Below are 12114 nucleotides of genomic sequence, written 5' to 3' on the forward strand. Positions count from 1 at the left end.
TTTTTCTTGGTCACTAAGCCCGGCGGGCTGCCCATTCGGCAAGCACAATGCCCGACACGATGATGCCGGCGGCCAGGAAGTGATAGGGTTGCAGGCTCTCCCCCAGGATGATGACCGATCCCAGCGTTCCAAATACGGGGATCAGGTTGTGGCTCGGCGCAGCCCGGTTCGGCCCGACCAGTTCCACCCCGCGGGCATAGGCCACCTGGCTGAACATGGAGGGGAAGATCGCCACATAGGCGATGACCGCCCACACGGTCGGCGAGGCTGAGGCGAGCGTGGTGACCTGCCCCAGGCCGCCACCGAACAAGGCCAGCATCACGACCCCGGTAATGGCGGCGCCCGCGAAGGACACAGCCATGAAACTCATGATGTGCACCTGGGGCCGGAACCGCAGGGCCAGCGTGTAGCCGGTATAGGCCAGGCATGCCAGGATGACGAAACCGTCGCCAACATTGACATCCATGGTCAGAAGCCGGCCCGGATCGCCATGGGTGGCCGTCAGGATGACGCCGAAAATGGCCAGAATCACCCCGATGATCTGGATGAGTTTGGCGCGAACCCTGAACACGATGAAATTGGCGCCCAAAATGAGCATGGGCAGCGACGCCTGCTCGATCGCCGAGTTGACCGCCGTCGTGGTCTGCAGGCCGACATAGAGGAACACGTTGAACAGAGCGTAGCCGATAGCGCCATAGAGCATGAGCACCGGCCAGGTCTGCCGCACCACGGCCCAGTCCGCGATCAGCCGGTTCCAGGCGAAGGGCAGGATGAAGGCCGTCGCGAGAACGCACCGGCAGGCAAGCAACAGGAAGGGGTCGATTTCCCCTACCACCAGTTTGGCCGCCACCACATTGCCGCCCCAGAACAGCGGAGCCAATATCAGCAGCAGATAGGGCTGATCGAGAATGCGGGCGAAAATGCCGCTATTTTGCTGTTCTTGCGGCTTTGTCATCGTGGCCAGTGTGATGTAAGGACAAGCGGACTTATCAGTTATTCGGCCACAATCAAATCCGACAAAGGTGGCCGGGGGACTTCACGTCCGATCATCATCGGGGTGCCATTGCCAGCGATGGACCCCATTGTCGCGTTCTCTTGGGGAAGACTGGATTATGGCGAATGTGGTTGTCGTCGGCTCGCAATGGGGCGACGAGGGCAAGGGCAAGATTGTGGACTGGCTCTCCGAGCGCGCCGATGTGGTGGTGCGCTTTCATGGCGGTCACAATGCCGGTCACACCCTGGTCATCGACGGGGTCAGCTATAAGCTCGCCCTGCTGCCTTCGGGCCTCGTCCAGGGCAAGCTGTCGGTCATCGGCAATGGCGTGGTCGTTGATCCGCATCACTTCGTCGAAGAGATGGCCAAGCTGCGGGCCCAGGGCGTGACCATCACCCCGGAAATTCTGCGCATCGCCGACAATGCCCCCCTGATCCTGTCGCTGCACCGCGAACTCGACGGCATTCGCGAGGACGCCAATTCCGGCCTCAAGATCGGCACGACCCGCCGCGGTATCGGCCCGGCCTATGAGGACAAGGTCGGCCGCCGTGCCATCCGTCTCATCGACCTCAGCGAACCCGACACGCTGATGCCCAAGATCGAGCGCCTCTTGTCGCACCACAATGCGCTGCGCCGCGGCATTGGCCTTGCTGAAATTGCGGCCGATACCATCCATGCCGAGCTGACCTCCATCGCCGATCAGATCCTGCCCTTCATGGACCAGGTCTGGCGCGTGCTCGATCAGAAACGCCGTGAAGGCGCCCGCATCCTGTTCGAGGGCGCGCAGGGTGCCCTGCTCGACAACGATCACGGCACTTATCCCTTCGTGACCTCGTCCAACACCGTGGCCGGCCAGGCCGCTGCCGGCTCGGGACTCGGCCCCACCGCGATCGACTATGTGCTGGGCATCACCAAGGCCTACACCACTCGCGTCGGCGAGGGTCCCTTCCCATGCGAACTCGATGACGAGACCGGCCGCCACCTGGCCGTTGTCGGGCGCGAAGTCGGCGTCAATACCGGCCGCCCGCGCCGCTGTGGCTGGTTCGACGCCGTGCTGGTGCGCCAGACCGTCAAGACCTCGGGCATTACCGGCATCGCCCTGACCAAGCTCGACGTTCTGGATGGGCTCAAGGAGATCAAGGTCTGCGTCGGCTACGAACTGGATGGATCATGCATCGATTACTTGCCTGCCTCAATGGGGGCACAGGCCCGCGTTAAGCCCATCTACGAGACGCTTGAAGGCTGGTCGGAGACCACGGCGGGCGCGCGCAGCTGGGCTGAACTGCCGGCCCAGGCGGTCAAATATGTGCGCTATATCGAGGAACTGATCGGCGCGCCGGTGGCCTTGCTCTCGACCAGTCCGGAACGCGCCGATACCATCCTGGTTGTTGACCCATTCCAAGACTGAGAAATTTTGATACAAGACTGCGCTGTCAGAGTGAGTACCAAGTAGCCCATGGCGGATTACAAGGAGCTGTTGCGTCGGGCCATCTCGGCGCTTCCGGAGAATAACGGGGCCGCGCGGCGCGCGGTTTATGAAAAGGCGCGTTCGGCCCTTGTGGGTCAGTTGCGGGCCATTCAGCCCCCGCTTCCGGCGCGCGAGATCACCCAGCATCGCCTGCAGCTCGAAGATTGTATCCGCCTGGTCGAACAGGAAGCCAGCGAGGCCATTATCAGCCTTGGACGGGACGCGGGCCTAAGCGCGCGGCCCGCACCCCGGCCGGCCGAAACCAGGCCCGCGCAAGCGGCGCCTGCGCCGGCCGATGTGGCCGTAGCCGAAAAGAGTGTCGAAGCTCCGCAAAAGGCCGAACCAAAGCCCGAGCCCAAATTCGTATCGAAGCCGGAGCCGATGGCTGAGCCGGTTTCGCGACCGGACCCGAAGCCCGCGCCTGCCCTTGCCCCCGCTCCTGCATCGACGGCCTCGATCGAAGACATCATTGCCGAAGCCGCTGCCGCCAGCGGCGCCGACATCGGCCCGGCCGACAAGGACGCGCCAGTTCCTGCGCCGCAGCCGGAAGTGCTGCCGCTACCGGCGCCCCGGCGCGAACCGGCACCGGCGGCCTTTGTTGCAACGCCGCGCCAGGCCGCGCCGGCCGCCCGGGTCGAACCCAGCATCGGTGCGCTCACTGCCGCTGCGGCCCAAACGGGTCCCGCGCCGGTGGTGGAGACTGCTCTTTCCAGCGAGCGCGAAGTCGATGTCGACGAAGGCGCCCGCGAAGCCGAGGGCGTGATCTCCCGCGCCATCGAGACACTCGACCGCGAGGCCCGCGGGGAAACCACGGAAACCCTGCCGGACCGCGACAATGCTGAACCGGCGGCAGCCTCCGAGGCGGTCGATGATGCCGGCTTTGCCATTGCCGGCCAGCAGCAACGCTCCGGCACCGGCCTGACCATTTTCCTTGTCGTCTTTGCCCTGCTGCTGGTGGGTGCGGGCGGTGCTGGCTTCTGGGCCTGGCGCGAGGGTTTCATCAATCTCGACCAGATGTTTGGGCGCGCGCAGACCGAGGTCGCACAGACCCCGACCACCACCGAACAGACGACGGTGCCGACCATGGACGCCACGCCCGATTCGGGCGTCGAGGGCGTCGGCGGACCGGGCAATACCGCGACCACGACGACAACCGAGCCGACCAGTGCCCTTGAAGGCCTTGAGGCCGAGGATCGCCTCGAACCCACCCCGGAAGCGGTGACGCCGAGCGGCAATGAGCCGGTTCTGCCATCGATCGAAAATGGCGAGGTCAAGAGCGAGGAGCGCCTGTCGGGTGCCGATACCACGATTGCCGCGACGGACGACCCGGCGGCCAGCGTCGATCCGTCGGTGCTAGCCGGCAATCAGTCGCTGCTGCTCGAAGCCTCTTCGGACGGCCGCTCCGGCGCCGTGCCGTTCTCGGGCACGGTCGAGTGGACTCAGGGCACCGACGAGATCGGCATGCCGACGCTGATTGCCGAAGCCAGCATTCCGGCGCGCAATCTGGGCGTCTCGGTCACCATCCGCAAGAATTCCGATCCGAGCCTGCCGGCCAGCCATCTGATGGAAGTCAGCTTCGACGTGCCCGATACCTTCATCGGTGGCTCGATTGCCTCGCTCGCCGGCGTGTTGCTTAAGAATGAAGAGCTGGTGCCCGGCACCGCGCTGGCCGGAGCATCGGCCCGCGTCGTCGGCAATTCCTTCCTCTTTGCGCTGAGCGCCACGCCTGCCGATGCAACGGCCAATGCCGATTTGCTGACCGGGCGGCGCTGGATGGACCTGGCCATTGTCTATGGCACGGGCCGCAACGCCATCCTGACGCTGGAAAAGGATGAAGACGCCCAGGGCCTGTTCGATCAGGTCTTTGCGGAGTGGGCGAACTAACCCGAACGCAAGGCGCTAGGCGGGCAGCAGCTTGCCCTGCTCGATGCGGTAGTGGCGGCCCGCGAGGGCGGCGATATCGTCGAGGTGATGGCTGACCAGAAGCGTGTGCCAGCCATGTCGCTGGGTCAATTCGCCCACGGTCTGCCTCATCGCAATCCGCGTTTCGTCATCAAGCGCCGAGAACGGCTCATCGAGCAGGAGCACCGGGCGCGCCCGCAACAGCGTCCGCGCCAGCGCCACGCGCTGCTTCTGCCCGCCCGACAGTGTGCGTGCCAGTTGCTTTTCGACCCTGCCCAGCCCCACTTCGGTCAGCGCATTGCTGATCAGTTGCCCGGCCCCCTGCCCGGCATTGCGCGGCAGACCCAGCCGGACATTGTCGTCTGCCGAGAGGTGATCGAAGAGATTGTCGGCCTGAAGCAGCAGCGACACCGGGCGACCCTCGGGCGGCAGCGGCAAAAGGTCGACCCCGTCGAGCACCAGAGACCCCGACATGGGCTTGAGAAAGCCGGCCACCAGGTCAAGCAGCGTCGACTTGCCCGAACCGCTGGCACCTGAAATCGCCGTGACCACACCCGGCTCGGCTGCGAAGCTGAATTCATAGCCCTCGCTCTGCCCCTCATGCACGAAGCGCATTCTATCGGCCGTGAGCATCGGCGATCCTTTCCATGAGACGCGGAAGGCCGACAAAGGCGGCCACCGTGCCCACCAGCATCAGGGCGGCAATGGCACCGGCATCATTGTTCCGATAGGCCCCCAGGGCTCGATACATCATCAGCGGCAGGGTCTGGAAGTCCTGGGTGCCGAACAGGGCAATGACCCCGAGATCGCCGAGCGAAAAGCAGAAGGCCAAAGCCAGCAGCAGCCCGATATCGCGCCCCAGAAGCGGGTATTCGATGGCCGTGAACTGCATCAGGCCGCCCAGGCCGAGCGAGCGGATGAGCTTGCCGCGCGTCTGCGCCACCGCGTCGAGGGCCGGGCCGAGCGTGGCCATGGCAAAGGGCAGCGCCAGCAGCGCATTGGCGATGACGACGACGATGGGCGCGGCGGTGCGCGCAGACATGCCGGCGTCGCGCACCAGAAGGAAGAAACCGAGCGACAGCACCACTGCCGGAACGGCCAGATAGGCATAGGCCGGTGCGCCGAGCACCGTGCGCAGAACGGGATGGCCGGTGGAGGCGCGTCCGAGGGCGAGAACCAATGCGAGCACCAGGGTCAGCGCCGCGGAGGCCGCGCCGATGATGAGACTGGTGAGGCTGGCGCGCCAGAAGGCCGGTTGGGCCAGTACCGCTCCCATGCCCGAAAGCCCTTCGCCCAGCACCGAAAGCAGTGGCAGGGCAAACCCGGCAATGGCGAGGATCAGGACCAGAGCCTGGATGGCGCGCACCATCCGCCCGTCCTGCCAGGCCGGTTGCGCCGATTTCCCGAGCACGCTGGGCACCGGGCTGAACGCCGAGGCGGCAATGATCACGAGGGCACAGACACCGATCTGGGTCATGGCCAGCAGCACAGCGCCCACCAGGTCGAAGTCGAGCCGCACGGCGCCATAGATGGCCACCTCCAGCGTCTGGTTGGCTGGGCCACCGCCCAGCATCAGAACGATAGGAAAGCTGGTAAAGGCCAGAAGAAAGATGATCGCGGCAAGGCCCGGCAGACTGCCCCGCAAGGCGGGCCAGTCGATGATGGCAAACCGCTGCCAGGCATTGAGCCCCAGAGATTGGCCGACCTTGAGCCGGCTCACGGCAATCGCATCGAGCCGCGCCAGAAGGATACGGGCGGCAAAGGCGCCATCGAGGATCACATGGGCAATGAGTATGCCCGATAGTCCATAGGCCGGACTCTCGATCCGCAGCCCGAACAGCGCCTCACTGGTCTGGTTGATCCAGCCATTGCGTCCCCAGATCGACAGCAGCCCGAAAGCCACCACCATGCCGGGCGTCACGATGGCCGCCGAGAACAGGCCCACCACCACGGAACGGCCGGCAAAGCGCAGCCGGTTCAGCGCCCAGGCGACGGCGGTGCCGGCCATGAGCGACAGCACGGTCGTGAGCCCGGCCTGCAGGGCCGTCATCCGCACGAGATGGGCGATATCGACGCCCGGCCCGCCGGCGCTGCCGGTTGCCGCCCGGAGGATGGCTAACAGGATGGCTGCAATCAGCCCGGCTATGGCCAAGGCCAGAAGCCCGGCCGCCAGACGGCGCAGGGGGCGCGGCGGCAGATGCGATGCCGCCCTCACCATGGTCCCCACGCAGTCTGGACGGCCTTGCGCATGTTACTGCACGGCTGCCAGCATTTCGGCAATCCAGGCCTGGGCATTGGCCTCGATGTCCGCATCAGGGAGGGTCAGGGTCTTTTCCGGCTGCGGCAAGGCTGCAAAAGCCGGATCAAGTCCTTCGCCCAGGTCCACAACCGGGAACATCCAGTTGGTGGTCGGGATGATCCCCTGACCTTCCGGCGAGACCAGGTAGGCCAGGAATTGCTGGGCCAGCTCCTGCTGGTCGGAGGACTTGAGCACTCCGGCAACCTCGATCTGCGGGAAATGGCCCTCGCTGAACAGCGCCGCCTTGATGGTGTCGTCGCCCTCGGCGACGATGTGATAGGCGGGGGACGTCGTGTAGGACAGAACCATATCCGCCTCGCCATCGAGGAACAGCGAATAGGCTTCGCTCCAGTCCTTGGTGATGGTCAGAAGGTGCGGCTTGAGGCCAGCCCAGATTTCCGGGGCGCGATCGCCATAGGCCGCCTTGACCCAGAGCACGAGACCCAGCCCCGGCGTCGAGGACCGCGGATCCTGGATGACCACCTTGACGCTGTCCGGAAGCGCGATCAGCTCCTCGAACGAGGTGGGCGGCACCTCGGTGGTGTCGGTGTCGTACATGAAGGCGAAGTGCGAATAGTCGATCGGCACGAAGCTGGCATCCGCCCAGCTTTCAGGCAGCACCAGGCCATCCAGGGTCAGTCCATGTTCTGCAAAGAGCCCCGTGGAAGCCGCCTCGCCCATGATGGCGGTGTCGAGCCCGACAATAAGGTCGGCTTCGGTGGCCTCGCCCTCGAGCTGCACCCGCCGCAGCGTGCCGATGGAACTGTCGGCCACGACCCAGTTGAGTTCGCAGCCGCACTGCGTCTCAAAACCCGCTTTGAGCAGCGGGCCGGGGCCCCACTCGGCGGCGAAGCTGTCATAGGTATAGGCGGTCAGGACAGGCTTGTCCTGGGCTGCAGCGGTGTGGGTTGCCAGTCCGGCAACGACGACCGCAAGCGCCATGGAGGAAAACTTGATCATCAAGATCATCCCTTCAAAGGTATGCGGCCATGGGTGAAGGGGGTCAAATGGAGGGCGAGATGCCCTTGCCATCTCGATCTTCCTCCGCCAGCATGACCTGGTTCAGGTTCAATGGGTAACTCTCAGCTCCGGCAGGACCGGAACACCCCAGCGAGACGGTGCGGACCATATTGAGAGAACCTCGCTAGTGCAATCCCCTCCAAAAGGCCCAGACGGCCCCCTGCCACTTCAGTACGAGCAACCCATCGCCATTGTCGGCGGGGGCAGTGTCGACCAGCAACTCTTGGCAGACCTGGCGCGTCGCGGCATCCCACTGATCGGGGCCGATGGCGGTGGCGATACCATCGGCGCAGCGGGCCTTGTGCCCGAGGCCATTATCGGCGACCTCGATTCGCTGTCCGACCGCGCCGCTTGGGAAAGCCGCACGCGGGTGGTCCACATTGCCGAGCAGCTCACCACCGATTTCCAGAAGTGCCTTTATTCCACAAGCGCGCCGGTGACGCTGGCTGTCGGCATGACCGGCAAGCGGCTCGACCACACACTCGCTGCCCTCAATGCCGTGCTGCAGGTGGCGGCGGACCGGCATCTGCTGGTCATCGATGAAACCGATATCGCCCTGGCCGTGGTCGGCCCGATCGGTTTTGCCGCACGGCCGGACGAACGCGTCTCGGTCCATCCGCTGCTGCCCATCCGGTTTCACCGGTCCACCGGGCTGCTCTATCCGCTCGATGGCCTTACCCTCGAGCCGGGCGGGCTGGGCGGCACCTCAAACGCGGCAACTGCCGGGCGTGTGGAGATCATTCCGGCCAATCCTACGCCCTGGTTGCTGATCCTCGGACGCGAGCGGCTCTGGGATATGGTTGAAACCTGCCTTGAAGCCCTGCCGCGCTACTAAGGCCCTTCGGCGGCTCGGAAGAAGCTCTAAGCAGCGCCTTCCAGCCGGAACTGCAGCTTGGCCAGGTCGGCATAGCGGCCACCCTTGGCCACCAGGTCCTCATGGTTGCCCCGGTCTATAATGGCGCCGCCATCCATGACCAGGATGGTATCCGCGTCCCGGATCGTGGCGAGGCGATGGGCGATGACCAGCGTCGTGCGCCCTTCCATCAGGTGTTCGAGCGCCACCTGCACCAGCCGCTCGCTCTGCGCATCGAGGGCACTGGTCGCCTCGTCGAGCAGGAGGATCGGGGCGTTCTTGAGAATGGCGCGGGCAATGGCAAGCCGCTGCTTCTGCCCGCCCGACAGCATGACCCCGCGCTCGCCGACCATGGTATCGTAACCAGCCGGCATCTCGATCACGAAGTCATGGACCAGCGCCGCCCGTGCCGCAGCTTCCACCTCTTCGTCACCGGCCTCGGGCTTGCCGAAACGGATATTGTCGGCAATCGTGCCGGCAAAGATGGTGGGCTCCTGCTCGACATAGGCAAAGCGCTGGCGCAATTCGGCTAGGTCGAGCTGGCGGATGTCGACGCCGTCGACCCGTATCGTGCCTGCATTGACGTCGTAGAAGCGCTGCAACAGCGACAGGGTCGTCGACTTGCCCGAACCCGATGGCCCCACAAGGGCGACCGTCTCGCCCTTGCCGACCGAAAAACTCACGCCATCGAGCACCGGTCCATTGGTGCTTTCATAGGCAAAGGACACGTCCTCGAACGCCACGGTACCAAGGGGCGGAACCGGCAGCGACAGGGGCTGCGCCGGATTGCGGATATCGGCCTCGGTATCGAGGATTTCGGTCAGCCGCTCGGTGGCTCCGGCCACCTGCTGCAGTGTGCCCAGGACTTCCGAAACATTCATCAGTGCGCCCGAGGCCATAAGGGCATAGACGACGAACTGGGCCAGTTGCCCCACGGTGACGCTGCCGTCGAAGACGGCCCGGGCGCCCCACCAGACCAGGCCCACCAGCGCCGCGGTGCCGAGGAAAATGACCAGCGCCACCAGCACCGATCTTGCCCCCAGCCGGCGCACCTCGGCCTGATAGCTGGCTTCGCTGTGCCGGTCATAGATATGGGCCTGCTCGGTCTCCTGGGTGAACGCCTTGACCGTGCGCGGCGCCCCCAGCATTTCGGTGGCCATGGCCGACAGTTCCGCCAGCGCGTCCTGAGTCTTGCGCGACATGCCGCGCAGGCGGCGCGCATAGGCAATGACGGGGAAAAGAATGGACGGCACCGCGACGACCACGGCCAGGGTCAGCACCGGGCTCGTCAGCACCATCATGATCAGGGCGCCGGCAATGGTCACCAGCGAGCGCAGCGCCAGCGACAGGCTCGAGCCGATCGCGCCGCGGATCACGGCCACGTCGCCATTCAGCCGGCTGGTGAGTTCGCCCACCCGGTGGGTATCGAAATAGCGCGTGTCCAGCCGCAGCAGATGCGCAAAGACCGCCTGGCGCAGATCGGCCAGCACCCGCTCGCCGATCACCGAGATGAAATAGAATCGCGCCCCGCTCGCCAGTCCCATCAGCGCCGCAATGGCCACAATGGCCCAGCCATATCGCCCGACATTGTCGAGGTTCTGTGCGACGAAACCTTCATCGATCACCCCGCCCAGGGCTGCCGGAATGGCCAGCGAAGTCGTGGCGGAAATCAAAAGGAAAATGATGGTCAGCGTCAGCCGCACCGGATAGGCGAGAATGAACGGCACCAGACGCTTCAGCGGCTGCAGCTTGCGCGGCTGCACACCAGCCGTGCCGGCGATCTTCTCGGGATCAGCCCCAAGGGGAGCGGCCTGTTCGGTCATGGCAAACGTCGATGTCCGTTGAGCGGGATGGCCGCTCGCGGCGGCCGCACTCATATAGGCCCTGCCCTTCCGGCCCGCAACCGGCCCGGTCTGGGCAAAAATGCCGCTGCTGCGGTCTTGCGGAACGCCACCCATTGCTGTAGGAAGCCGACCAACAACCAGATTACGCAATCCGGGCGCCGCGGCGCCCGTTTGATTTGAGGCATACCATGAAGGCCGACATTCATCCCGATTACCACGTCATCAACGTGGTCATGACCGACGGCACCAGCTACCAGACCCGTTCGACCTGGGGTAAGGAAGGCGACACGCTGCAGCTCGACATCGACCCCAAGACCCATCCTGCCTGGACGGGCGGCACGGGCCAGCTGATGGACCGCGGTGGCCGCGTTTCGCGCTTCAAGGAGCGCTTCAAGGGCCTCGGTATCTAACGAACCGATCCGAATATCTTTCAAAGCCCGGCCTTCGCGCCGGGCTTTGTCTTGTGCTGGGGGCCACTATGTTCATCCTGTCACTGACCTACCTGGTGCCGCTCGATCAGGTTGACCGCCATGTCGAGCCGCATCTGGCCTGGGTGGCCGAGGGTTACGACCGCGGATATTTCCTCGCCTCGGGCCGCAAGGAACCCCGCACGGGTGGCGTCATTCTGGCGCGCGGCCCCCTGGCGGAGCTGGAAGCGCTGACCGCCCAGGACCCGTTCGTGCTGGCCGGGGTCGCGCGCTACGAGTTCACAAGCATCCTGGTCAGCCGCACCGCGCCGGGCCTTGAAGCGCTCAAGGGCTGAGCCGGTATGGCGCTGACATCGCTGCTGTTTATTGCCGCTGCCGCATTCGAAATCGGCGGCTGTTATCTCATCTGGCTTGCTGTTCGCCACGAGCAGCCATGGCTATGGCTGCCTGCCCTCGCGGCGCTGGGCCTGTTTGGCTATCTCCTGTCGCAGACCGGAACAGACAGCGCCGGACGTGCCTTTGCGATCTATGGCGGCATCTACATTCTCGCTTCGGTGGCGTTCATGGCTGGCATAGAACAGGTGCGGCCCGACCGCTGGGACCTGATCGGCGCAGCTGTGGCCCTGGCCGGCGCGGCCATCATCTATTTCGGGCCGCGCGGCTAATGTCCCTCAGGACGGCGCGAAAGCGGCCTTGAGACGGGCAAGCTGGTCGGCAATGCCATTGGCCAGGCCCTTGTCACGGTCCGGCATCTTGCCGCGCTCGAGAGTGTCCAGCTGCAGCACCCGCTCGAACAGACGGTCGCCCTGATCGATGAACCCGCGCAAGCGGTCAGGCAATTGGTCATAGCCGGGCCCGCCGCGCTCGGAAGGCGTCGCGGAGAACTTCACCTTCTCCTTCTCGGAGCGGGCATTTTCCTTGGTAATCTCGCCCTCATTGACCGCCCGTTGCAGCAAAAGCCAGGAGGCGAGTTGCATGAGGCGCGTCGTCAGGCGCATGGATTCGGTCGCATAGAGGAAGGCCGCCTCGCGCGGCAGCACCCGGCTTTCCAATCGACCTTCACCGTCGAGATAGGCAGCCACTGTCTCTATCAGGCTCATGCCCTCGCGATAGAGCAGGTCAAAGCCACCCGAAGCAACGATGCGCGGGCCAAGGGCGACGGTCTGCGTCTCTTCTCCGGTCTCTGACACGCTTCCTCCTGTGTCGGGCCATGATAGGCGCACGCGTCCGCAAGGTCACGCGGTTCGGGGGACTATTCTAAAAATCTGGTTTAACCGTGGCGCGCACTCCCGGCGCCAGAAAAAGA

The 12114-nt window shown here is 64.9% G+C and carries 12 protein-coding genes and 1 riboswitch; of the genes, 6 read left to right on the forward strand and 6 right to left on the reverse strand.

Annotation, left to right across the window (positions count from 1 at the left end; translation table 11 throughout):
• Positions 1 to 13: 13 nt before the first annotated feature.
• Positions 14 to 955: a DMT family transporter gene (locus tag KIT02_RS09540; RefSeq protein WP_297577259.1), complete on the reverse strand. Its 942-nt coding sequence runs from the start codon at positions 953 to 955 to the stop codon at positions 14 to 16.
• Between the two features lie 157 nt (positions 956 to 1112).
• Here KIT02_RS09540 and KIT02_RS09545 point away from each other — a divergent pair, with 157 nt between their 5' ends.
• Both KIT02_RS09545 and KIT02_RS09550 read left to right on the forward strand, forming a co-directional pair.
• The gene (locus KIT02_RS09545) at positions 1113 to 2402 is read left to right on the forward strand and encodes an adenylosuccinate synthase (RefSeq protein ID WP_297577260.1); all 1290 of its coding nucleotides are present in this window, start codon (positions 1113 to 1115) and stop codon (positions 2400 to 2402) included.
• A 48-nt stretch (positions 2403 to 2450) separates the two neighbouring features.
• Entirely contained in the window at positions 2451 to 4346 is a 1896-nt protein-coding gene (locus KIT02_RS09550; RefSeq protein ID WP_297577263.1) for a hypothetical protein, read from the forward strand.
• 15 nt (positions 4347 to 4361) lie between these two features.
• On the opposite strand, the gene KIT02_RS09555 is transcribed toward KIT02_RS09550, so the two are convergent.
• Genes KIT02_RS09555 through thiB form a run of 3 tightly spaced genes read right to left on the reverse strand, consistent with a single transcriptional unit; the run spans position 4362 to position 7623 of the window.
• Positions 4362 to 4997 carry an ATP-binding cassette domain-containing protein gene (locus tag KIT02_RS09555; RefSeq protein ID WP_297577265.1) on the reverse strand — a complete coding sequence of 212 codons (636 nt, stop codon included), beginning with the start codon at positions 4995 to 4997 and terminating at the stop codon, positions 4362 to 4364.
• Complete coding sequence (locus KIT02_RS09560) at positions 4981 to 6579, reverse strand: thiamine/thiamine pyrophosphate ABC transporter permease ThiP (RefSeq protein ID WP_297577267.1); 1599 nt, start codon at positions 6577 to 6579, stop codon at positions 4981 to 4983. Before KIT02_RS09560 ends, KIT02_RS09555 begins: the two co-directional genes overlap by 17 nt.
• A 36-nt stretch (positions 6580 to 6615) precedes the next feature.
• Positions 6616 to 7623 (reverse strand): thiamine ABC transporter substrate binding subunit, encoded by a 1008-nt coding sequence (thiB, locus tag KIT02_RS09565; RefSeq protein WP_297577269.1) that lies wholly within the window; start codon positions 7621 to 7623, stop codon positions 6616 to 6618.
• A gap of 60 nt (positions 7624 to 7683) precedes the next feature.
• A riboswitch (TPP riboswitch) is annotated at positions 7684 to 7783 on the reverse strand.
• Between the two features lie 27 nt (positions 7784 to 7810).
• Here thiB and KIT02_RS09570 point away from each other — a divergent pair.
• A complete protein-coding gene (locus KIT02_RS09570) occupies positions 7811 to 8518 on the forward strand; it encodes a thiamine diphosphokinase (RefSeq protein WP_297577271.1) in 708 nt (235 codons plus the stop codon).
• 26 nt (positions 8519 to 8544) lie between these two features.
• Here KIT02_RS09570 and KIT02_RS09575 read toward each other — a convergent pair whose 3' ends face one another.
• A complete protein-coding gene (locus tag KIT02_RS09575; RefSeq protein WP_297577273.1) occupies positions 8545 to 10359 on the reverse strand; it encodes an ABC transporter transmembrane domain-containing protein in 1815 nt (604 codons plus the stop codon).
• A gap of 209 nt (positions 10360 to 10568) precedes the next feature.
• Between KIT02_RS09575 and rpmE the strand changes: the two genes are divergently transcribed.
• The 3 genes from rpmE to KIT02_RS09590 all read left to right on the forward strand — a co-directional run bounded on the left by rpmE (position 10569) and on the right by KIT02_RS09590 (position 11473).
• Positions 10569 to 10790: a 50S ribosomal protein L31 gene (gene rpmE, locus KIT02_RS09580; protein ID WP_297577275.1), complete on the forward strand. Its 222-nt coding sequence runs from the start codon at positions 10569 to 10571 to the stop codon at positions 10788 to 10790.
• 68 nt (positions 10791 to 10858) lie between these two features.
• Positions 10859 to 11143: a YciI family protein gene (locus KIT02_RS09585; RefSeq protein ID WP_297577277.1), complete on the forward strand. Its 285-nt coding sequence runs from the start codon at positions 10859 to 10861 to the stop codon at positions 11141 to 11143.
• Between the two features lie 6 nt (positions 11144 to 11149).
• Positions 11150 to 11473, forward strand: a complete 324-nt coding sequence (locus KIT02_RS09590) for a hypothetical protein (protein ID WP_366520538.1) — start codon at positions 11150 to 11152, stop codon at positions 11471 to 11473.
• Between the two features lie 6 nt (positions 11474 to 11479).
• Here the strand turns inward: KIT02_RS09590 and KIT02_RS09595 are convergent, their stop codons facing one another.
• Positions 11480 to 11998, reverse strand: coding sequence for a DUF1465 family protein (locus tag KIT02_RS09595; RefSeq protein ID WP_297577279.1), 519 nt, complete (start codon positions 11996 to 11998; stop codon positions 11480 to 11482).
• Positions 11999 to 12114: the final 116 nt, after the last annotated feature.

The organism is Devosia sp., from assembly GCF_025809055.1.
Taxonomy (GTDB): Bacteria; Pseudomonadota; Alphaproteobacteria; order Rhizobiales; family Devosiaceae; genus Devosia.